Genomic DNA, 21,368 nt, shown 5'->3' on the forward strand with positions numbered 1-21,368 from the left:
CGCGGCGGCTCACGTGATCTCCACGAGCGGCAGCCGTACACCGGCGTCGGCGGAGGCGACGGCCGACAGGCGCTGACGCGCGAGCGCCGGCCAGGCCTGGACCGCGCAGAAGGGCGCGCACTGGTCCTGGTCGGAGCGGGTGCCGACGTGTACGCAGCACTGGGTCAGGCGCTCCTCCAGCATCGTGGACATGTCCATGAACGGCTTGACCGTGATCCGGACGACCCGTTCGCCGAGCAGCTTCCGCAGGCGCCGCTGCCGGCCGGGCAGCACCGACGACGCGAGCGTCAGCAGGGTCGTCAGCCCGAGATCGCAGTTCTCGCAGATGTCGCGCCAGACCTTCCCGATCTCGGGGTGGGACAGCGACGACTGCTCCGACAACAGGCCGAGCAGCGACTCCTGCACGGCCATGCGAAGCTGGCGGGGGATCTCCGAGTCGGCGATCCGGTTCGAGACCAGGCCGAGGTTCTCCTTGAGACGGTCGTGGCCGATCAGGGCCGTCAGGGAGCGCCACCGGTCGGCGTCGTCCCTGACCATGTAGCCCACCGAGCAGCAGTGGGGGTGCGAGCAGGGCAGTGCCGTGAGGTCCTGCCAGGTGACCAGGCCGTCCGTCTGGGGGCCGAGGCGCTTCAGCACGCCGGTGTGGGTGAGCCGGTCCATGGGGTCGATCACGCCGGACCGTCCCGAGCCGAACTGCGGCTGGATCGACACGCCGCCGACGTAGGGCGTGTCGAGGGCCAGGCGCACCACGTCGCCGATCTCGCCGTCGTTGACGCCGAGGGCGGCCGTCATCACCAGGGTCGTGAAGATCTCCCGCTCCGACAGCCGGCGCAGCGCCTCCGCCTTCTGCCGCCGTAGGTCGCCGCCCCGGTGGTGCCGGGACGCCTCGGCGGACAGGCCGTCGTACTGCAGGTAGACCTCGACGCGCTCGCGGTGCTCGGTGAGCAGGTCGAGCAGCGCGTCGTCCCTGGCCACCAGGAGGCCGTTCGTGTTGACGAGGATGCGGGTGACCGGCCGTGCCACCAGTCCGGCGAGCAACTCGGGCAGGTCGGGATGCAGCGTCGGCTCGCCGCCGCTGAGCATGAGCACGTCGAGCCGGCCGTTCTCCCGGGCCAGCCGCTGGTCGACGTTGGCGAGCACCTCCCGGACCGGTACGACTCCCCGCAGGTCGGGCGAGGACTCGGTGAAGCAGGTCGGGCAGCGCAGGTTGCACGCCTCCGCCACGTCCTCCAGCAGGATGCACGTGTGCTGCGTCTGCATCTCCGGCAGACCCCGCAGGTACGCCTCGGGGATCGGGTCGAAGTTGCCCGCGACGTCGGGCAGGTGGGCCTTGGTGGGAGCGGTCCACTCCTCCAGGTAGGCGAGGATCTCCGGGTCCTCGTCGTACAGGGTCCTGACCATGCCGTGGGCCCGGCAGCCGCGCTCCAGGTAGACGCGGCCGTCACGGGCGGCCAGCCAGCCGGACAGCCGCGGCACCTCCGCTAGCGGGCGGTCCGGCCGCTCCTCGTGGCAGCGGGGGCAGAACGCGTTGACGTAGCGGAGGATCCGGTCTCCCCGCAGCGGCATTCCCATGGTCACAGTCCGCCGTCCGTGTAGAGCGAGGTGTTGACGCCGGTGCAGAAACCGGCGGTGACGATCGTCACGAGCGCCCACCCGATCATCAGGCCGAGACCGAGCCCCCGCGACCACGGCTGCCGGTGGCGGATCAGCAGCGTCCCGCCGCCGAAGACGATCGCGGCCAGGATCACGGCCCCGCCCACGACCGCTATCTCCTTGTGATCGCCGAGGCCGTCGGCTGCCGCCAGGGTGGCGACGGCGAGGATCGCGTTGACGATCACCTCGAGCACGATCCCCGCGAACGTCAACGCGACGACCACGCCGGTGGTGTTCTCCTGCCGCGCCGGTGGTGGCGGCCACGCGTAGGGCGCCCCGCCGCCCGGACCGTACGGACCGCCGGGACCGGGTGCGCCACCGGGGCCGGGCGCGCCACCGGGGCCGTGCGGCCCGCCCGGGCCGGAACCGTACGGACCGCCGGGACCGGGCGGACCACCCGGCGCTTCGCCGGGGTACGGAGGCCGGCCCGGGGGTGGGGGCTGGCCGGGGGGCGGGGGCTGTTCCGGTGGCGGGGGCCGGTCGCCGGGCCGGAGGTCCTGGGGCTGCGGATCCTGGGGCTGCGGATCCTGGGGCTGGGGGTCCTGAGGCCGCTCGGGCGGCTCGGGGGGTGTGCTCATCTGTCCTCCTCGCCGGCGGGCGAAAGCCGTACGCCCGTCAATAACGGCCGCTCGCCCCGGCCGGGGAGCAGTCTGTCGTAGAACCCCTTGCGACAGCCATACGTGAGCCGGACGGCGAGGAGCGCCAGGCCCGGCATCAGGAACCACTGCGGGCGGGTCAGGTCGAGCCAGACCGTCTCGTTCGCCCGGGTGAACTCGACCAGGAAACGGAACACGGCGTAGGCACCCAGATAGAGGGTGAACAGCTCGCCCGGCCGGTCGACGCGGCCGCGCGCCCACAGCAGCGCGCCGAAGGCGGCGAGCTGGAAGACGACCTCGTAGAGGAAAGAGGGGTGCATGGCCTGCCCGGCCAGGCACCCAGGGCACTCGGGGACGGTCGCGGGCGCGTGGACGCCCCAGGGAAGAGTGGTGGGGCGGCCGGGGGCCTCGGTGAGGAAACAGCCGATGCGCCCGACGGCCATGCCGATCGCGACGGCGGGGGCGAACAGGTCACCGGTCCGCTCCCGGTAGCCGATCAGCCGTTTCGCCACCAGCACGCCGACATAGGCGCCGGTCAGCCCGCCGAGGATGCTCCGGGCGCCGAACATCCACGCCTCGACGAGCCCGGGGTTCAGCGCGGGGTCGAGGTGCTCGGCCCAGCCGGACAGCCGCATGCCCACCGCTCCGCCGACGAGCGCGCCGGTGACCGCCACCAGCGACTCCTCACGCAGCGCGCCCCTGCGGCGCGCCTCCAGGACGAAGACCACACTGGCGAGGACCACGCCGAGGCCCACGAAGAAAGCGTGGGCCGGCACGCTCACCCCGCCGAAGCGCAGTTCCTCCATCACGGACGCCACCCTAGCGGCGGCTTCCGACGTTTCCGATCCTCGATTTCCGGGCCGGCCGAGCCGGGTTCACCTGACCGGGCGGTTCCGGGCGACGGCCCGTACGGGGAGGTCGGCGCGGATCGGCCACGTGCATTCGAAGGATGGTTATCCACAGGTTGTGCACAACCGTCGGCGCACCTTGCGGCCGCGGGTACTCTGCGCCTATGGGCTTATTGAAGAACCGCAGGTCAGCGGTGATGATAGCGACGCTGGTGGGCGTGACCGGCTGTGGCGGCGGGGCAGGCCCCGAGGCCGGAGGCGCCGCCTCCGCACCCGCCCGGACGTCGGTGCCCGTCGCCGTCACGTCACCGGCGGCGTCCCTCTCCCCGGCAACCGCCACGCCCGCGCCCGCGACGCCCTCGGCGACGCCCGCCCCGTCCGCTCCGGAGGACGGCGGCACACCGAGCCCGAGCGGCCCGCCCGCCTTCTCCTCGAAGATCGATAAGGTGTCCCGGGACGAGTTGCGGCACTCCTGGCGCCCCGGCTGCCCGGTGGCGCCGAGCGGCCTACGGAAGATCACGATGACCTACTGGGGCTTCGACGACAAGGCGCACACCGGCACGCTGGTGGTGAACAGGTCGGTGGCCGAGGACGTCGCGTCGGTCTTCGGGAAGCTGTACGAGATGCGTTATCCCATCCGGCGGATGGAGCCCGTCGACGTCTACAAGGGCAGCGACTTCGACTCCATCGAGGTGGACAACACCTCGGCCTTCAACTGCCGCAACGCCACGGGATCGGGCAGCTGGTCCAACCACGCGTACGGGCTGGCGGTGGACCTCAATCCGCGCGAGAACCCGTACGTGGAGGCGGACGGGAGCAACGCGCACCGCAACGCGGACGCGTTCGTGGACAGACCGCTGAAGAAGCCCGGCGTCATCAACAGAGGCGACCGCGTGGTGCGCGCCTTCGCGAGCATCGGCTGGGGCTGGGGCGGCACCTGGTCGGGCGCCCGGGACTACCAGCACTTCTCGGTCAACGGGCGCTGACGGCATCGGCCGCGCAGACGGCACGGCCCGGAAACCTCGGGACGGGCACACGGAGAGGACCGCGCGGGAGGCGGGTCGGATCGGTGGGGCGAGGGATGGAGGACAACGCCCGCTTCTCCGGCCGCAGAAGCGGGCGTCTCTCCAGATATGACATCTCCTGATTCTCCGGATAAAGGGGAATCACGAGTGAGGGCTCACACGCTAACGGGCTACGGACTCCGGCTTGGGAAGGATCGCTTACCAGTTAATAACGATCGGCCTACGACGCCGTCACGCTGTGGCGATCACGCGCGCCCGACCGGTCAACTGCTTGTTCTCAACGGCGAGACAGGAGAGACATGTCCGCTTGGCAGCAATCTGCTCCATTGCCCCCTCTATGGCCCCCCGACCGGTTCGAAGTCCGTTCTGTCCGGCCCGCTCCCGGTGGCCGCGCGGCCGACCGCTACCACTTCCCGCGCAGGGCGCACGAGGCCGCCATCCGCCTTCGCGGTCTCCGCTTCGCGACGCAGATCCAGGTGATCCGCCTCGCCGACGGCGCGACCCTCTTCGACCTGTCCGCCGGGGTGGAGGTGCCCGTCGACCACTGGTGACGCCGGGAGCGGTGAGCCCGGCTCCGCACCGCATGACCGGGGCTTTCCCTGGCTGCGCCAAAATGGGGACATGGCGGCGATGGACGGCGACGGCTGGGCCCTGTGCTCGCTGGGACACCAGCACTGGGGACTGCACGGCGCCGCCGGTCTGCTCGCCGTCCACCACACGCTGGACGGCATGCCGTACGTGCTGCTGCAGAAGCGGGCCTGGTGGAGCCATCACGGCGGCACCTGGGGCCTGCCCGGCGGGGCCCGCGATAGCCACGAGGACGCTGTCACCGGCGCGCTGCGCGAGGCGCGGGAGGAGGCGGCGCTGAGCGCCGATCTCGTCCGGGTGCGCGGACTCTACGTCGACGACCACGGCGGCTGGTCGTTCCAGACCGTGATCGCGGAGGCGGACGGGCTGCTCGACGCCGCGCCCGCGAACGGCGAGAGCCTGGACATGCGGTGGGTGGCCGCGGACGAGGTCGCCGCCAAGCGGTTGCATCCGGGCTTCGCCGGCTCCTGGCCGCTGATCCGGGCCGCGCTGAGCCCGGTCGTGGTCGTCCTCGACGTGGCCAACATCATCGGGGCCCGGGCCGAGCACGGCTGGTGGAAGGACCGGGCGGGCGCCGCGAACCGCCTGCTCAACGAGCTGATCGCGCTGACGGCGCGGGGCGTGGGCGACATGCCGGAAGGCGTGCCGGCGCTGACGCGGTGGTTTCCCCGGATGCTCGCGGTGCTGGAGGGCGCCGCGGCCAGGGCCGCCGACCCCGGGCCGGTGAACGGGGACATGTCGGTCGTACTGGCCGGGGGCAGCGGGGACGACGCGATCGTGGAGACGGTGCGCGACGTGCGGCCATGGGAGACGGCGCTCGTCGTCACCGCCGACCGCGGGCTGCGCGAGCGGGTGACGGCCCTCGGCGCCCTCGTCACCGGACCACGCTGGCTGCTCGGCCAGCTCTGACATCACACAGCTCTGTCACCACGCGGCTCTGACACCAGACGGCTCTGTCACCGCACAACTCTGACCCACACCGCCGTACGCCGCGCGGGCCGGCACGGCCGTGAGCCCGGACCGCCTCGGCACCCGCCCGCACCGGCGGCGGACCGGCCTTCAGCCCTACATCGGACACACATGGACGAATCATCGTAAATCGCCCCATCTGGGCAGGATGAAGAGCGTGAATCTGTTCTTCCGCCGACTGGCCACCACCTGGGCGACGACCGCTCCGATTCTCGCCGTGATCGTGCTCGCCCTGGCATGGGGCCGGACGATCCCTCCCCTCATCGTCGCGATCGCGGCGATCTTCCTGGCGGCCGCGGTGCTCGCGGCCGTGCATCACGCGGAGGTCATCGCGCATCGGGTCGGAGAACCGTTCGGGTCGCTGGTCCTCGCGGTGGCGGTGACGGTGATCGAGGTGGCGCTGATCATCAGTCTCACCGTGTCCGGCGGCCCGGCCGCGTCGTCGCTCGCCCGCGACACGGTGTTCGCCGCCGTGATGATCACCTGCAACGGCATCGTCGGGCTGTCACTGCTGATGGCGGCGCTGCGGCGGCGGGTGGCGGTCTTCAACGCGGAGGGGACCGGCGGAGCCCTGGCCACCGTCGCCACGCTCGCGACGCTGAGCCTCGTGCTGCCCGCCTTCACCACGACCGTGCCGGGCCCCGCCTTCGCCCCGGCCCAGCTCGCGTTCGCCGCGGTCGCCTCGATCACGTTGTACGGCCTGTTCGTCCTCACCCAGACGATCAGGCACCGCGAATACTTCCTGCCCGTCGAGACCACCGGCGAGCGCGGCGGCAAGCAGGGGGGCAGCCACGGGGGCGAGGCGGAGCACGCGGATCTCTCCTCCAACCGCGCGGCCATGGTCAGCCTGGCGCTGCTGCTGGCGGCGCTCATCGCGGTGGTCGGGCTGGCGAAGATCGAGGCGCCCGCCATCGAGACGGTCGTGCGTACGGCCCGGCTTCCGCAGGCCGTCGTGGGCGTGGTGATCGCGCTGCTGGTGCTGCTCCCGGAGACCCTCGCCGCCGTACGCGCGGCGCGGCGGGCCCGGGTCCAGGTCAGCCTGAATCTGGCGTTCGGCTCGGCCATGGCGAGCATCGGCCTGACCATCCCGACGATCGCCGCGGCGTCGCTGTGGCTGGAGGGGCCCCTGCTGCTCGGTCTCGGCCCGACGCACATCGTGCTGCTCGGCCTCACGGTCGTCGTGGCCACGCTGACCGTGGTGCCCGGCCGGGCTACGTTGCTGCAGGCCGGAGTGCATCTCACGTTGTTCGCCGCGTTCCTGCTCCTGGCCGTCAGCCCGTGAGCGGGTCCGCGCCGGAAAAACCCGGTCCGGAAAAACCCGATGCGGAGCGGATCGGCGTGACCTTAGGGTGCCGGGCATGACCTGGCGACATTGACGCTCACCCGAACGGGCCCTCGCGGCCCGCCTGTACGCCTACGCGTTCTTCGAGGACTTCATCGTCCTCTATCCGGTGTACGCCCTGCTGTTCGCCGAGACCGGGCTGTCGCCCGCCCAGATCTCCTCGCTGTTCGTGATCTGGTCCGTCACCGGCTTCGTGCTGGAGATCCCGTCCGGAGTGTGGGCCGACCTCGTCTCGCGCCGGGCGCTGCTCACCGCCGCGCCCCTCCTCACGGGCGCGGGCTACGCCCTGTGGACGTTCGTCCCCTCCTACTGGTCGTTCGCGCTGGGCTTCGTGCTGTGGGGCGCCGGGAGCTCGCTGCGCTCGGGCACCCTCCAGGCCCTCGTGTACGAGGAACTCGGGCGGCACGGCGGGACGGACCGCTACCCGGTGCTCGTCGGCCGGTCGGCCGCGGTCGGCACGACGGCGATCACGGCGGCCACCGCGCTCGCGGCGCCGGTGCTCGCCGCGGGCGGCCTGCGCGCGGCGGGTCTGGCCAGTGTGCTCGTGACACTGCTCTGTGCCGTCGTGGCACTGACGTTCCCCGAGTCCCGCCGCCGCGACGAGAGCCCTCGTCCGGCGAACCCCGTGGCCGTCCTGCGGGAGGGCCTCGCCCAGGTGCGCGAAGGGCCGGCGATCCGCCGCGCGATCACGGTCCTGTCGGTGATGTCGGTCATCGGGGCGATGGAGGAGTACCTGCCCCTGCTCGCCCAGGCCACCGGGGTGTCCGCCGGGGCGGTGCCGCTGCTCGTGCTTCTGGTGAGCATCGGCGGCATGGCCGGCGGGTGGTTCGCCGGGCGCGGACAGGGTGCGCTCGCACCGGCCCTGGTGCTCGCCGCCGTCTGCCTGGCCGCCGGGGCGGCCGGGGCCGCGGCGCGCCACCCCGCGGCGGTCACGCTGGTGGCCGTCGCCTTCGGCCTGGTCCAGTGGGCCTCGGCGACGCTGGACGCGAGACTCCAGGACGAGATCTCGGACGGCGCCCGGGCCACCGTCACCTCGATGGCCGGAGTCGGCGTCGAGATCGTCTGCCTGACGGTCTACGGCGGTTACGCCGCCGGATCGATGTGGGCGGGCCCCGGGCCGCTCTTCGCCGTCGCGGCCGTGCCCTACCTCGTGATCGCCTTCGCCGTACGCCGTCCCGAGCGCAGGTGACGCCGCGCGCTCAGCCGTACGGCGGGCCGGCGCCCCGGCCGGGACCGGTCACCGGGCGGTGCGGGCGCAGGCCGGCCTGCCGTACGGGCAGGCGGTAGGTCTCGCCGCGCATGAGGTAGTGCACGAGGTGGGACAGCCCCGCCCGCCGGACGTACTGCTGGAAGTCCTTGAGGGGCGAGGCGAACGCCTCGTAGTCGTCGTAGTGCACGGGCAGGGCCGACTCCGGCTGCATCAGCCGCAGCCACTCCGCGCCCTGGAGGCCGTCCATCGTCACCGTGACGCCGAGGATCCGGGTGCCGCCGAGGTGCACGACGCCCACGTCGATGTCCGGGAAGCGGCGCGGTATCTCGGCCAGGCACGGGTCCATGATCGTGTCCCCGCTGATGTGCATGCGCATGTCCACCTCCCCGGCGTGGGCGAAGTCGAGCACGCTGCCCATGACCGGCGGCATCAGCCTGTCGACGGGACCCGGGGCGTGCCGGGCGGGTGTGGCGGTGACCGTCAGCGTGGCGTCGTGGCGGCGCACGAAGTGGTACTCCCAGGGGTCGAGGGCGATGGCCCGATGGAACCCCTGGCGCCTCAGCCGGTGCGCGGCGTGGCGGGTGGTGACGATAGGCAGGTCCTTGTCGAGGCCGTCGCGGGCGATGGCGTCCCAGTGGTCGCCGTGCATGTGTGACAGGACGACCAGGTCCACGGGTGGCAGTTGCGTGACCTGCATCGCGGGCTCGGTACGCCGGCGGCTGCGCAGGCCGTAGCCGAGACGGGCCCACTGTCCCCGGTGCAGGAAGTTCGGATCCGTCAGCAGGGTGAACCCATGTGATCGGATGATCATGGTGGCGTTACCCACGAAGAACACGGTCGCGTCCGCTGGATCGGGCATGGCGACTCCCCTCTCCCAGGACTTCAGGCTACGTAAACCACCACAAATCACCCGAAAGTGGGGGGTGCTTGACGGGCGCGCGGCGCGACGGCGCGGGCCAGGGCGACGGCCCCGCCAGGCCGGCCGCCGAGGGTTCACTCTCTTCGCGCTGCCGGCGACCCGCTGACACCGGTTTCAGCTTTCACCACATAACCGCCCATAACCCCTTTAAAGCCGACGGGTATGGCAAGTAACATTTCGCCGCAACGGGATCATCGGTGATCACGGACCGATGCTCCCGCGCCGCGGGTGGTCGGCAGGCTGCTCGTCAATCGCGGGAGGTCGGGTGTCCGCACTGCGGCGTGACTCGTGGGTGCCGGTCGCCCTCGCCTACGCCACCTTCGTCCTGGTCGGCCTGAGCGCGGGCGTCGGCGGGGTGCTGCTGCCCGCGCAGATCGACGACTACGGCCTCGACAAGGCCACCGTCGGCACCCAGTTCTTCACCTTCTCGGCCGGGTTCATGCTGGCGGGCTCGACCGCCGGCTGGCTGATCCACCGGTTCGGCGTGCGCACCTCGCTCGTCGTCGGCGGCGGCGTCTTCGCCCTGGCCGGCCTCTACACCGCCGTACGCCCGCCGTTCGCGGCCTTCGTGGCGGTCCAGATCCTGGCCGGGTACGGCACGGGCATCCTCGAATCGGTGCTCAACGCCTATCTCACCGAACGGCCCGGGGCGACGACGCTGCTCAACCGCCTGCACGCGTTCTTCGGCGTCGGCGCGCTGCTCGGGCCGCTGCTGGCCACCTGGATCCTGAGCTTCCTGCCGTGGACGGCCGTGTGGCTGGTCCTCGCCCTGGTGAGCCTGCCACTGCTGGCCGGGTTCTGGCTGACCCTGCCCGCCCGCGAGATCCCGCTGCCCGCCGCGGACGGGGAACCGGCGGAGCGTCCCGGCCTGCTGACCGCCGTCTCACGGCAGCCCGCCGTCCTGCTGGGCGCCGTGTTCCTGGCCGTGTACGTCGGCCTGGAGATCAGCGTGGGCAACTGGGGGTTCAGCTTCCTGGTGGAGGAGCACGGGCAGGGCGACCTGATCGCCGGATACACCGTCTCCGGCTACTGGCTCGGGCTCGCCCTCGGCCGCTTCCTCATCAGCCCGGCCGCCACCAGGCTCGGCATGACCGCGACCGGGATGACCTACGTGTGCCTGGCCGGCATCACCGTGAGCGCACTGCTGGCCTGGATCGCGCCGGGCGCCGCCGTGGCCAGCGTGAGCTTCGTGCTGCTCGGCTTCTGGCTCGGGCCCGTGTTCCCCACGACGATGGCCGTGGCGCCCCGGCTCACCGTGCCCCGGCTGGTGCCCACGGCGATCGGGCTGCTGAACGGCGTGTCGGTGGTCGGCGGGGCCGTGTTCCCCTGGCTGGCCGGGGCGATCGCGCAGGGCGTCGGCGTGTGGACCCTGCCGCCCTTCGCCGTGGTCCTGGCCCTGGCGCTGCTCCTCGTCTGGTGGCTAGTGGCGGGCCGCATGACCCCGGCGCCCCGCCCGGCCGCCGATGAGGCGGTTCCCTCCCGCTCTGAGGATCAAGCCGAGATATAGGGTCGTCCAGGTGACGGTAAACGACACCACGGGGGATGTAATGGATTCGAGACTCACCCTGATGGCCGTGCACGCCCACCCCGACGACGAGGTGATGGGCACCGGCGGCGTCCTGGCGAAGTACACCCAGGAAGGCATCCGTACGGTCCTGGTGACCTGCACCAACGGGGAGCAGGGCGACGGCCCCGGCGGCGTGAAGCCGGGCGAGCCCGGGCACGACGACGCGGCGGTGGCCCAGCAGCGGCTGAGCGAACTGCGCGAGTCGGTCGCCCACCTCGGCATCGACCATCTCGAACTGCTCGGCTACCGCGACTCCGGCATGGTCGGATGGGAGGGCAACAGGCACGCCGACGCGTTCGCCAACGTCCCGGTCGAGACGGCCGCCGCCCGGCTCGCCGCGCTCATGGAGCGCTACCGGCCCCAGGTGATCGTCACCTACGACGAGAACGGCAACTACGGGCACCCCGACCACATCCAGGCCCACCGCATCGCGGTCGCCGCGGCCGAGCTGACCGGCATCCCGGACAAGCTGTACTACATCGCCGTGCCGCGTGAGCGGATCCAGCGGATGTTCGAGTTCCTCCAGGAGAGCGGCATGGCCCCGGAGGACTTCGAGATCCCCGAGGACTTCGGCACCCCCGAGGAGCTGATCACCTCCGTCGTCGAGGTCTCGCCGTACGTGGAGCGCAAGATGAAGGCCCTGCGGGCCCACGCGAGCCAGGGCGAGAACATCCCCATGCTGCAGATGTCCCCCGAGGCCCAGCACCAGGCCTTCTCGCACGAGTTCTTCATCAGGAAGACGTCCCGGGTGGCCACCCCCGACCAGGAGGACGACCTCTTCGCCGGCCTCCGCTGACTTCGGCTGAGCGGGCGCGAGAACCCCATAACGTCCTTCGCCCGCTCATAGCACCGAATTTCTCTGACTCCTATGAAAGATCCGCGTCAAAGGTCATGATTCGAATGATCGCAACAAGCTGATCGACGACGCGAAACGTAGGAGGAAAAGTTGTCGGTGCCCCCCACCCCGGCATCTCCCGACGCACCTCTCTCCACTGAATCGCCCTTCCGTCCGTCCCGCCGGGCCGTCCTGGCCGGTGCGGGAGCCGCCCTCGCCGCCTCGCTGATCCCCGCCACAGCCACCCGCGCCCGAGCGGACGGGGCCCGGAACGGCGGCGGCACCTCCGTCGCCTCCGGCACCGACTTCGCCGTCGCCCCCTCACCCGACGGCCGCCTGCTCGCCATCGACATGCTCGGCGTCCTGTGGGTCTGCTCCGCCTCCGGCGGCACCGCCCGCCGGCTCACCAGCGACCTGTACGACATCGCCCAGCCCGACTGGTCTCCGGACGGATCCACAATCGTGTTCCAGTCGTACCGCGACGGTGTGTTCAACCTGTGGAAGATCCGGTCCGACGGATCCGCGATCACCCAGTTGACCACCGGCCCGTACGACCACCGCGAGCCCCGGTACAGCCCCGACGGACGCACCATCGCCTACTCCTCCGACGCCGGCGGCAGCTACGGGATCCACCTGCTCGACGTCGCCACCGGCGCCACCCGCGCGCTGGCGGACACGTCCGCCGAGGAGTACGAGCCGGTCTGGTCACCCGACGGGACCAAAGTCGCGTTCGTCGTCTCGGACACCAGGATCGACGTCGTCGACGTCGCCACCGGCGCCCGCAGCACTGCGGTCACCGTGCCCACCGGTCAGGTCGTCCACCAGCCGTCGTGGATGCCGAACGGCACCGACATCGCCTACCACCTCTTCAACGCCGGCGTGAACTCCCTGGCCAGCACCGCGGGCCCGCTCGTCACCGGCGAGGAGGTCTTCCCGTTCCGGGCGCGGTTCGCCGCGGACGGGCGCTACTTCTACACCTCCGGCGGCACCATCCGGACCCGCCGCCTGGGCTCCACGTCCGCCGGCACGGTGGGCTTCACCGCCGCGCTGACCGTGACCACCCCGAAGTACAAGAAGAACGTCCGCGTGTTCGACGCGCCCGGGTCGTTCCCGGTCGTCGGCATCGGCAGCCCGGCCGTGTCCCCGGACGGGTCCACCATCGCGTTCCGCGCCCTCAACGACATCTACACGATGCGGATCGGAGGCAGGCCGGTCCCGCTGTTCCGCGACCGGTGGTGGAAGGCCGACCCGGACTTCTCCCCGGACGGGCGGCGGCTGGCGTTCGTCACCGACCGCACCGGCACCCTCAACATCTGGGTCCGCGATCTGGCCGCCGGCACCGACCGGCAGCTGACCCACCTGACCGATTCCGCCGCCCTGTCGGTCCGGTGGTCACCCGACGGGAAGGAGATCGCCTACCTGGACCAGGACGGCGCGCTGTGGGTCCTGGACGTCGGCACCGGCGACATCCAGAAGGTCTTCGGCGCCACCTTCGAACCGGGCCGGCCGACCTGGTCGCCCGACGGGAAGACCATCGCCCTGGCCGCGGTCGTGCCGTACTCGCGACGGTACCGCGAAGGGCTGTCCAAGATCCTCCTCGTCGACCGGGCCACCGGCGCGGGCACGTACGTCGACCCCGCCCCGCACCGGTCGCTGCAGACCCGCGGCGACGACGGCCCCGTCTGGTCGCCGGACGGCACCATGCTCGCCTTCGCCATGGAATCGCTCTTATGGGTCATGCCGGTCGACAAGACCGGACGGCCCACCGGCCCCGCCCGCCAGGTCACCCAGGAGCTGTCCGACGCCCCGGCATGGGCCGGCGACTCCGCCTCCCTGCTCTACCTGAACGGCGGGCGGCTGAAGACCGTCCGCATCGACGGCAGGCCTGGACGATCCATTCCGGTACCGCTGACCTGGCGCAACGACCCCGGTCCCGCCGACCAGGTCGTCGTCCACGCCGGCCGCATGTGGGACGGCGTCTCCGCGGGCGTCGCCCGCGACGTCGACGTCATCATGCGCGGCCAGCGCATCGTCGCGGTCGAGCCGCACCGCGACGGACGGCCCGGCACGCTGATCGACGCGAGCGACAAGTTCGTCATGCCCGGCCTGATCGACATCCACCACCACCGCGAGATGCAGGGCTACGCCTACGGATCCCGCCAGGGGCCGCTGTGGCTCGCCCTCGGCATCACGACGACCCGCTCACCCGGCTCGCCCGCGTACCACATGGTCGAAGAACGCGAGTCGGTCCAGTCCGGCGCCCGGCTCGCACCGCGCTACCTGGCCACCGGGGAGGCCATCGACGGGCCGCGCATCTACTACAACTTCATGCGCCCGACGTTCTCCCACCAGCAACTGCGGCTGGAGCTCGAACGGGCCGCCAGCCTCGACTACGACCTCATGAAGGCGTACGTGCGGCTGCCGGTCGTGTGGCACAAGGAAATCATCGAATGGGCCCACCGCAAGGGCAAACCAGTCACGTCCCACTACCACTATCCGGCGATCGCGATGGGCGGCGACCAGACCGAGCACTACGGCGCCACCAACCGGTTCGGCTACTCGCGCACCGTCACCAACGTCGGCTCCGCCTACTCCGACGTCATCTCCATGTTCAACGCGTCCAAGATGGCCAGAACCCCGACCCTGTTCAACTGCAGCACCCTCTACAAGGAGGACACCTCGCTGGTCACCGACGAGCGGGTCCGCCGGCTCTACCCGAACTGGCGGATGGCGGCGCTCCAGGCGTCCGTCACGTCGGCGCAGACCACCGATCAGACGGTGCTCCGGGCGGCCCTGGCCAATCACGTCGCGCAGTTCGCCGCGATGATCCGCGGCGGCGGCGTCGTCACCGCCGGCACCGACTCACCGATCGATCACCTCGCGGTCAGCCTGCACATGAACCTGAGGGCCATGGTCAAGTACGGCCTGACGCCGCTGGAGACGCTGCGTACCGCGACCAGCACGTCCGGGACGTTCCTCGGCCAGCCGCTGGGCAGGATCGGCAGGGGCATGTACGCCGACCTGTCCGTCGTCGACGGCGATCCCCTGTCCCGCATCGAGGACGCCGCGAACGTCACCGCCGTCGTCGTCGGCGGGAGACACCACACGGTCGAGCAATTACTCGCCCCGTACCCGTCCTCGACGACGACCGACCAGGCCGCCGCACCCGCCGCCTCGGCGCCCCGGGGCAAGGTCAGGGCCCGCGTGCCCGCCCATCCGAGCACCGCGGCCTTCTGGTGGAACGACGCCGACGAGCTGGAGAAGGCCCGCACCTCCTGCGGCCACGACCACTAGACGTGACCGGCTGACCTCCCCACCGGCCGTGTGCGGCCGTACGTCCGCACACGGCCGGAACGATCGACGGCGTCCGGCCGGTGCGAGCCGCCGGCCGGACACCGCCTCGGCCTTTTCCGGGGTTCCTTTTCCTGTTACTGGGCCGGGTAGTCGGAGATGTACACCGGTGCGCCGACCTTGGTCGTGTCGGCCGCGTCGCCGACACCGTTGACGACGTGGTCGATCGTGCCCGCGCTGAGGTTGACCGTCATGATGTGGTGCAACCGCACGCCCGGGGTCCGGGGCGCCTCGAAGCCGTTCTCGGTGTGGATCGACGGGTTGTTCTGGTTGAAGACGTAGACACCGCCGCCGTACAGGCGATGCGTCCGCACCCGGTCGCCGACCTTGTAACCGGCGTAGCCCTCGACCTTGCCGTTCATCCAGTCGGCCTGGGTCGGCGGGTCGTACGGCAGCTCGTTCTGGTAGAGGATCGTCGTACCGTCGTCGCCGTTCCAGACCGTGTTGTAGCGCTGGAAGTGCTCGACGAACAGGCCGGTCGCCGTCACGTGGTCGCCGTTGACGACGGCGCCGTAACGGCCGATGTTGGTCTGCCAGCGCTGCGTGTCGGTGAAGCCCTCGACGCCGTGGTCGGCGCGCCACACCCACGTGTGGTCGATGAGCACGTCGTCGCTGTCGACCTGGAGCGCGACGTCCGTCTTGCCGACGTGCGGCCCGCCGACGCGGAAGTACACGTCGGACAGGGTCGTCGGGTCGTTCGCCGAGGTCCGGTGCCCGCCGTGCCCCCTGCCGACCCGCAGCAGGACCGGAGACCTCTCCGTTCCCGCGTCGATGGTCACGCCCGCGACGACGACGCCGGGGACGTCCGCGACGTCGATCGGGGTCGAGCCGTGGACGGCGGTGAGCGTGGCGTGCCCGAGGCCGAGGACCACCGTGCCGGGATGCTTGACCTCGATGCTCCGCGCGATGTCGTACACGCCCGGCGTGAGCAGCAGATGCCTGCCCCGGGCGAGCTGGCTGTTGATGGTCTGCACGGAGTCCGACGGCCTGGCGACGAAGAAGTCGCCGATCGGCAGCGTACGGCCCACGGTCAGGCCGTTCGCCCAGGAGACGCCTCGCGTGTTCTTCCGCGCGGCGGGCACCCGCACGTTGTACCTGCCCTGCGCGTCCACGAACAGGTACGGCTTCTCACGGCTGATCGGCGTCGTGTCGAGCGTCGTGTACGGCGGGTTGGGGAAACCGCTCTCGTCCGGCGCTCCGACGACCCCGGAGAAGACCTGGTTCCACACGCCGTTGGACCAGCCGGCGATCTCGGTGTTGCGGGTCAGCCACTGCTGCTGTGAGCCGTTCGTGACGGACGGCAGCTTGGAGTCGGCGATGAAACCGCCACTGGCGTACTGCGGGCCGGCGGTGCAGTAGTCCATCAGCGACAACGTGCCGCCGGTGACGTTGAGACGGCGCATCGAGACGGCCTGGGAGACGGCCCAGAAGTTCGCCCCCTTGCGGCAGTCGTCCTGCCCGGCTCCGTTGACGTTGATCGACAGGTTGGACAGCGTTCGCCAGAAGTTGACGAGCGCGAGGCAGTTGCCGGTGCCGTTGTTCTCCAGGCAGCGGTTGTAGACCTCGACCTTGCCGTTGATGACGACGTCCCCGGGAGAGGCGCCGAGGCCGGCGATCTCGGTGTAGTAACCGACCTTGATCTGGAGCGGATGCTCCGCCGTGCCGTACGTGCCGGGTCTGAAGAGATAGGCGTGCCGGGTGGTGCCCATCTCGTTGTCGACCTGGGCGGCGTTGGCCGCGTCGAGGGTCGCCTGGATGTCGGCGACCGGCATGCTCGGGTCGAAGACGGTGACGTTCGGGCCCAGGTTCGCGGCGCCCTGGTTGTGCGGGGCGGCACCCGGCTTGTACGGGGCGGCCACGGCGCCCGGGGACGCCGCGGACATCGCGGCGGCCGTCATCAGGAGGCCGGCGGCGAACACGAGGCCGACCCGGCGGCGGCCGGAAGGCTGGGGCGTCATGCGGGCCGCCCTTCCCGCTCCATGCCGAATGCGGAGGACGTGGGGATGGACGGCGGGTATGCGGGCGCCGCGTGCGGGGTCCCTCGACGGGCTCGGTGGCCCGTTCGCGTGCCGGGGTGGCTCACGATCGTCATCGACCTGCCTACTCAGGGGGTGGACGGCCCGACACCGCCGCCTCCCTACGGAGCCCGTGAGAGCGCTCTCTCGGGTGGGCGGGCTTGTATCAAGCCGCGAAAAATGTGTTGGGTCGTTTGTACCTCGCCAACCCCTCCCGGCGCTATGTCCACGGCCGCCCCTCTTGCCGGAGCGAGGCGCGCGGCCCGTTGCCGTCCCGGGCCGTCGCGCGCTCCCGGCGGCGGCGACGGCCCCGCGGCGTGAGGCGTCACAAGAGGTCGTGCAGCTCCCGCAACAGCTCAGCCGTTGTCCAAGGAGGCAGGGCCTGGGCGCACAGAGTCTCCATCACGCTTGTGTAGAGGTCGACGTCCTCGCGCTTGTCGATGTAGAGCGCGCTGTTGAGCTGTTCGAGGTAGACCAGATCGGGAAGGTCCGGCTCACCGAACCGCAGGATGGTGAACGAGTGACCGACCAGAGCATGGGCGTCGGCACCGTACGGAAGAACCTGGAGGGTCACGTTGGGGCGTTGCCCCATCTCCATGAGACGCCGCAACTGCCCCCGCATCGTCTCGCTTCCCACTGTGGGGCGGCGGAGAGCGCTCTCGTCGATCACCGTCCACACTCTCGGGCCTTCGGCCTCCGACAGAATCCGCTGACGCTCTCGCTGCAGGTCGACCCGGCGGTCGATCTCCAACGGAGGCGCGCCCGGATTGGCAAGCGTCAGGTACGCCTTGGCGTACTCCGCCGTCTGCAGGAGAGGGGGGACGGCGTGCTCCTCGTAGCCCCGGATCACCGAGGCTCCCTCTTCCAGCCCCAGATAGGCGTTGAGCCAATGCGGCAGGACGTCGCTGTACTTGTGCCACCAGCCCGGGTTGTTGGCCTGCTTCACCAGGTCGAGGAGTGCCGCGCGCTCCTCGGCGTCCGTCACGCCGTAGAACGTCAGGAGATCGGCGACGTCCCGCTCCTTGAAGGGGCTCCGGCCGAGCTCCAGACGGCTGATCTTGGACTCGCTGCCTCGGATGAGATGTCCCGCCGCGGCGCGGGAGATGCCTCTCGCCTCACGCAGCCGACGTAGCTGGGCGCCCAGTGTGATGCGCAGGACAGTCGGTCCGCTTCCCGAATGACCGCGATCCCCGTCGGCCGGCCATCCGCTTCCTGCGAGTACCGCCGCCATCAACTCTCTCCCGCGCAGATGACCTGACCTGGGAAACCATGCCTCTATGAGGGTCCGCGCACGTCAAACCGTCCCGGGCTCGACAGTACGCCATCGAATTGTCCGGCGCCCATGGTAACCGAGTCTGCCGCGCCAACCGTCGTGCACGTGCATATAGCCGCTCATAAGCAGGTGCAAACCACTGACGGGCCTGACAGCGCCCCTCGGCCGAGCGCGGCGCCAGGAGAAGCACAAGGTGAAAGGAAGGGTGAGGCCGAGCGGATCGACGAACGGCCTGTCCGTGTTCGGCACAGAGGACAGAGGGACGCATGACCCGACCGCGAGGCATCCGCCCTCGCCCCACATGCTGTTCCTCGCTCATCCGTTATGAGCTGGGAATTCGCCTGAAGACGGAACTCTGCCCAAGGTCGATCAGGCTCAGGGCGGCAATCCGGAAAGCTCTCCGGTCTGATAGAGAAGGTCATGCACGTGCATGTGGGCGGTCATACTCACGTGCAGATGGCGCTTGCACGGAGGTGATCGCTGGTGGAGGATAAGCGCCATCGAGCGTGGCATCGTGTCGAAGCCATGCAAAAACGAACGGCCCCCCGTGGTCAGACAGAGGGCCGTTCCCGATCAGTCCCCGCGCTTCCACCGCACGAAAGGACATGAACGATGATGAAGATACCCCCTGTGGCTCGCGCTCGGCGCGCCCCGGTGTGCGTCCCACCGGCCATATCGCTGAAAACACGGGCCGGGATCTCGACCGGGATCTCGGCCAGGGTCTCGGGCGCGGCCTCGTGAGTCCCCGGCACAGGACACCGCCGGGAACGACGGACCATCCCGGTGGAAGGACCGATGAGGCCATGGGCCAACGGAGATGCCGGGTGATGCGCAGGCGCGTGGAGAGCAGCGGGCCTTATGAGGGACGTCCCCCGGCACTGCTCTCTTCCCGCGCTCTCCTCCTCGTGTTCGTCTCCGTGCAGACCGGGGCGACCGTGGCCGTCAGCCCGGCGCTCGCGCTCCCCATCGGCGTCGCCCTCACCACGCTGGCGCTCCTGCACAGGCTGACAGGTTCCTGAGGGCGCTCGGCGCCCGAGCATCGGCCAGAGGGTACGGCTGGTGCTGATCCACCGCCGGTAGCGGTCGACGGCGTCCGGCTGACCGGCCAGACGCCGTCCCGACCTGAAAAATCGCCGGAAGCCGCGGTCAGTCCCGGGTGTGAATCATCGAGAGGGCTTTCTCGGTCACCGCCATCCACATCGCGAAGGCGGCGCAGCCGCCCTCGAATGCGACGAGCCGCGAATACCATTTCTGGTCTGTCCCTTCGGCCTGCACCACCGTACGGAGCAGCAACAGGCCACCGGTGAGATTGACGAGCCCCCAAACAAGGTTGACCATCGGACCGGAATTCCTGCCGAACGGTGTCAGGTGCCGGCGTCCCGTCACCGCCGTCCCCAGATGAGGTGCGCTGTTACTCACCAGCAGTCCGGCGGTGAACGCCCGGGCGTTGGGAGACGATCCCATCAGTCCTCCGTCCCGGCCGCATTCACCCGGCCGGTCCATCCGTTATAGGAAAAGCACTGTCGTACGGAGTCATCCGCCTGAACAGAATGCAGGACTGAGCCGTTTCCGCGAGCGTTATCGGTGCGATTCACCCTGCAGCGGCCTGCCGGGCGGTCGCTTCTCCCACGTCAGCGAGCGAATTTCGCGATGGCGGCCGGCGTGACAGGGGTGAAGAAATTGACGAGGTTGCCGTCAGGGTCGCGCACCAGGAGCGACCGGTTGCCCCACGGCATCGTGGTGGGTTCCTTCACGAGCTCCGCGACGGACCCGGCCAGGTTCCGGTGCACGCCGTCCACATCGTCGACGAGGAATTCGATGATCACCGAGTGGTTGACGGCCGGACGGGCCGCTCCGGGCGCGAACAACGGAACGGTGCGGGTGCTACCGATCGCGAGGGTGGCGGACCCGGTCCTGATCTCTGCGAAGTCCTCGCCGGACCAGTCGGCCCGCACACCCGTTGCCCGCTCGTAGAAGCCGACGAGGCGCGCGAGGTCGCCTGTTATGACGCGGATCGAGACGAAATCCATGAGAGATCTCCTTGGTCTGCGGGGCCTACGCAGGAGAAGTTACGTCGAATACTGGACAGAATCGGCCCACTATCGGCACTAAGTTGTGTGTATGGCCCGGCCCACTCAGCGCGTGCTCACCCTGCTCGAACTCCTGCAGTCGGGCGGCATCCGGACGCTGGCCGAACTCTCCGATCGGCTCGGCGTGGATGAACGCACCGTGCGCCGGTATGTGGACCACCTCATCGACCTCGACGTGCCCGTCGAGTCGGTGCGCGGCCGATACGGCGGATATCGGCTCGCCATCGGATACCGGATGCCTCCACTCATGCTGAGCGACGACGAAGCCCTCGCCGTGCTGCTCGGCCTGGTCGCCGCCCGCCGGGCGGGGTTGGTGACGACGACGGGCACGGCGAGCGAGACGGCGGCTGCGAAGATCCGGCGGGTACTGCCCGAGCGGCTCGCCCGTAAGGTCGACGCCGTGCTCGAATCCCTCGCCTTCACGGCTCCGCCCGGCGAGTTCCCCGCCCCGCAGGCCACGGTCCTGCTCGCCGTGGCCGATGCGGTGCGCCACCGTCGGCCGATCTCGATCCGGTACACCGCCGCCGACGGCCGGCGCAGCGAACGCACGCTGCACCCGTACGGGCTCGTCGCCCACTCGGGCCGGTGGTACGTGACGGGTGCGGATCCCGGGGCCGGCGAGGACCGGACCTTCCGGCTGGATCGCATCGCGGACGCCAGAACCCTGCCCGGCTCGTTCGAGCCGCCGACCGCCGGGATCGATCCGGCGCAGCGCGTCCTGTCAGGGCTCGCAAAGGCCCCTTACCGGCACGAGGTGACCCTCAGAATCCAGGGGACGGTCGAGCAGATCCGCACCAGGTTTCCCGCCAGTGTCGCGATCGTGGAGGAGCCGCCGCCGACGGGGGGCGTGGCTTCGGAGACCGAGGGCTGGCTCCGCGTCGAGGTGCGGGCGGAACGGCTCGACTGGCTGCCTCCGCTGCTGGCGTCACTCGACCGGCGGTTCGTCATCGAGCGACCGGATGAGCTGCGCACCCTCGTCATCGCCCTCGCCGATCGGCTCGCGGCCTCCGCCGGCCGGCGGGCCTGATCCGCTGATTGCCGGGCAGGCACGACCCACCCGGCAGATTCGCTCCCCCCGTCGTCAGGC

Annotated in this window: 18 protein-coding genes; 10 read left to right on the forward strand and 8 right to left on the reverse strand. The window is 70.6% G+C overall.

Annotation, left to right across the window (positions count from 1 at the left end; all coding sequences use genetic code 11):
• Window positions 1-9 precede the first annotated feature (9 nt).
• From FED44_RS02690 to FED44_RS02700, 3 genes are read right to left on the reverse strand one after another with little or no spacing between them, the layout of a single operon-like run.
• Complete coding sequence (locus FED44_RS02690; protein ID WP_244301670.1) at window positions 10-1,572, reverse strand: radical SAM protein; 1,563 nt, start codon at window positions 1,570-1,572, stop codon at window positions 10-12.
• Between the two features lie 2 nt (window positions 1,573-1,574).
• Window positions 1,575-2,231, reverse strand: a complete 657-nt coding sequence (locus FED44_RS02695) for a hypothetical protein (RefSeq protein ID WP_138459605.1) — start codon at window positions 2,229-2,231, stop codon at window positions 1,575-1,577.
• Window positions 2,228-3,055: a prolipoprotein diacylglyceryl transferase gene (locus FED44_RS02700; RefSeq protein ID WP_117410253.1), complete on the reverse strand. Its 828-nt coding sequence runs from the start codon at window positions 3,053-3,055 to the stop codon at window positions 2,228-2,230. The genes FED44_RS02695 and FED44_RS02700 overlap by 4 nt, the downstream gene beginning before the upstream one ends.
• Before the next feature lie 206 nt (window positions 3,056-3,261).
• On the opposite strand from FED44_RS02700, the gene FED44_RS02705 reads away from it, so the two are divergent.
• The 5 genes from FED44_RS02705 to FED44_RS02725 all read left to right on the forward strand — a co-directional run bounded on the left by FED44_RS02705 (window position 3,262) and on the right by FED44_RS02725 (window position 8,210).
• Window positions 3,262-4,083: a M15 family metallopeptidase gene (locus FED44_RS02705; RefSeq protein WP_138459606.1), complete on the forward strand. Its 822-nt coding sequence runs from the start codon at window positions 3,262-3,264 to the stop codon at window positions 4,081-4,083.
• Between the two features lie 365 nt (window positions 4,084-4,448).
• Entirely contained in the window at window positions 4,449-4,673 is a 225-nt protein-coding gene (locus FED44_RS02710) for a hypothetical protein (protein WP_117410251.1), read from the forward strand.
• A 70-nt stretch (window positions 4,674-4,743) separates the two neighbouring features.
• Entirely contained in the window at window positions 4,744-5,619 is an 876-nt protein-coding gene (locus tag FED44_RS02715; protein WP_138459607.1) for an NUDIX hydrolase, read from the forward strand.
• A gap of 217 nt (window positions 5,620-5,836) precedes the next feature.
• Window positions 5,837-6,961: a calcium:cation antiporter gene (locus FED44_RS02720; protein ID WP_208758799.1), complete on the forward strand. Its 1,125-nt coding sequence runs from the start codon at window positions 5,837-5,839 to the stop codon at window positions 6,959-6,961.
• A 169-nt stretch (window positions 6,962-7,130) separates the two neighbouring features.
• Window positions 7,131-8,210: an MFS transporter gene (locus tag FED44_RS02725; RefSeq protein ID WP_138459609.1), complete on the forward strand. Its 1,080-nt coding sequence runs from the start codon at window positions 7,131-7,133 to the stop codon at window positions 8,208-8,210.
• Window positions 8,211-8,220: 10 nt separating this feature from the next.
• Here the strand turns inward: FED44_RS02725 and FED44_RS02730 are convergent, their stop codons facing one another.
• Window positions 8,221-9,090: an MBL fold metallo-hydrolase gene (locus tag FED44_RS02730; RefSeq protein ID WP_138459610.1), complete on the reverse strand. Its 870-nt coding sequence runs from the start codon at window positions 9,088-9,090 to the stop codon at window positions 8,221-8,223.
• Window positions 9,091-9,415: 325 nt separating this feature from the next.
• Here FED44_RS02730 and FED44_RS02735 point away from each other — a divergent pair, with 325 nt between their 5' ends.
• The 3 genes from FED44_RS02735 (at window position 9,416) to FED44_RS37975 (ending at window position 14,846) form a co-directional block, all read left to right on the forward strand.
• Window positions 9,416-10,657, forward strand: coding sequence for an MFS transporter (locus tag FED44_RS02735; RefSeq protein ID WP_208758800.1), 1,242 nt, complete (start codon window positions 9,416-9,418; stop codon window positions 10,655-10,657).
• Window positions 10,658-10,697: 40 nt separating this feature from the next.
• Window positions 10,698-11,513, forward strand: coding sequence for a PIG-L family deacetylase (locus FED44_RS02740; RefSeq protein ID WP_117409840.1), 816 nt, complete (start codon window positions 10,698-10,700; stop codon window positions 11,511-11,513).
• Between the two features lie 156 nt (window positions 11,514-11,669).
• Complete coding sequence (locus FED44_RS37975; RefSeq protein ID WP_167521397.1) at window positions 11,670-14,846, forward strand: amidohydrolase family protein; 3,177 nt, start codon at window positions 11,670-11,672, stop codon at window positions 14,844-14,846.
• 134 nt (window positions 14,847-14,980) lie between these two features.
• Here the strand turns inward: FED44_RS37975 and FED44_RS02750 are convergent, their stop codons facing one another.
• Window positions 14,981-16,861, reverse strand: coding sequence for an adenylyl cyclase (locus FED44_RS02750; protein ID WP_138459611.1), 1,881 nt, complete (start codon window positions 16,859-16,861; stop codon window positions 14,981-14,983).
• 382 nt (window positions 16,862-17,243) lie between these two features.
• Window positions 17,244-18,149, reverse strand: a complete 906-nt coding sequence (locus FED44_RS02755; RefSeq protein ID WP_138459612.1) for a helix-turn-helix domain-containing protein — start codon at window positions 18,147-18,149, stop codon at window positions 17,244-17,246.
• Window positions 18,150-19,015: 866 nt separating this feature from the next.
• Here FED44_RS02755 and FED44_RS02760 point away from each other — a divergent pair.
• Window positions 19,016-19,210: a hypothetical protein gene (locus FED44_RS02760; RefSeq protein ID WP_133306150.1), complete on the forward strand. Its 195-nt coding sequence runs from the start codon at window positions 19,016-19,018 to the stop codon at window positions 19,208-19,210.
• Window positions 19,211-19,337: 127 nt separating this feature from the next.
• Here the strand turns inward: FED44_RS02760 and FED44_RS02765 are convergent, their stop codons facing one another.
• Both FED44_RS02765 and FED44_RS02770 read right to left on the reverse strand, forming a co-directional pair.
• Entirely contained in the window at window positions 19,338-19,655 is a 318-nt protein-coding gene (locus FED44_RS02765; protein ID WP_138459613.1) for a hypothetical protein, read from the reverse strand.
• A gap of 167 nt (window positions 19,656-19,822) precedes the next feature.
• The gene (locus tag FED44_RS02770) at window positions 19,823-20,221 is read right to left on the reverse strand and encodes a VOC family protein (protein ID WP_138459614.1); all 399 of its coding nucleotides are present in this window, start codon (window positions 20,219-20,221) and stop codon (window positions 19,823-19,825) included.
• A 91-nt stretch (window positions 20,222-20,312) separates the two neighbouring features.
• Here FED44_RS02770 and FED44_RS02775 point away from each other — a divergent pair, with 91 nt between their 5' ends.
• Window positions 20,313-21,308, forward strand: coding sequence for a helix-turn-helix transcriptional regulator (locus FED44_RS02775; RefSeq protein WP_138459615.1), 996 nt, complete (start codon window positions 20,313-20,315; stop codon window positions 21,306-21,308).
• Window positions 21,309-21,368: the final 60 nt, after the last annotated feature.

This window comes from Microbispora triticiradicis (genome assembly GCF_005864065.1).
Taxonomy (GTDB): Bacteria; Actinomycetota; Actinomycetes; order Streptosporangiales; family Streptosporangiaceae; genus Microbispora; species Microbispora triticiradicis.

Coding starts and splice junctions, on each gene's coding strand:
- FED44_RS02690 (WP_244301670.1), bottom strand. CDS start 1,572: ATGGGAATGCCGCTGCGGGGAGACCGGATCCTCCGCTACGTCAACGCG.
- FED44_RS02695 (WP_138459605.1), bottom strand. CDS start 2,231: ATGAGCACACCCCCCGAGCCGCCCGAGCGGCCTCAGGACCCCCAGCCC.
- FED44_RS02700 (WP_117410253.1), bottom strand. CDS start 3,055: ATGGAGGAACTGCGCTTCGGCGGGGTGAGCGTGCCGGCCCACGCTTTC.
- FED44_RS02705 (WP_138459606.1), top strand. CDS start 3,262: ATGGGCTTATTGAAGAACCGCAGGTCAGCGGTGATGATAGCGACGCTG.
- FED44_RS02715 (WP_138459607.1), top strand. CDS start 4,744: ATGGCGGCGATGGACGGCGACGGCTGGGCCCTGTGCTCGCTGGGACAC.
- FED44_RS02730 (WP_138459610.1), bottom strand. CDS start 9,090: ATGCCCGATCCAGCGGACGCGACCGTGTTCTTCGTGGGTAACGCCACC.
- FED44_RS02740 (WP_117409840.1), top strand. CDS start 10,698: ATGGATTCGAGACTCACCCTGATGGCCGTGCACGCCCACCCCGACGAC.
- FED44_RS02750 (WP_138459611.1), bottom strand. CDS start 16,861: ATGACGCCCCAGCCTTCCGGCCGCCGCCGGGTCGGCCTCGTGTTCGCC.
- FED44_RS02755 (WP_138459612.1), bottom strand. CDS start 18,149: ATGGCGGCGGTACTCGCAGGAAGCGGATGGCCGGCCGACGGGGATCGC.
- FED44_RS02765 (WP_138459613.1), bottom strand. CDS start 19,655: ATGGGATCGTCTCCCAACGCCCGGGCGTTCACCGCCGGACTGCTGGTG.
- FED44_RS02770 (WP_138459614.1), bottom strand. CDS start 20,221: ATGGATTTCGTCTCGATCCGCGTCATAACAGGCGACCTCGCGCGCCTC.
- FED44_RS02775 (WP_138459615.1), top strand. CDS start 20,313: ATGGCCCGGCCCACTCAGCGCGTGCTCACCCTGCTCGAACTCCTGCAG.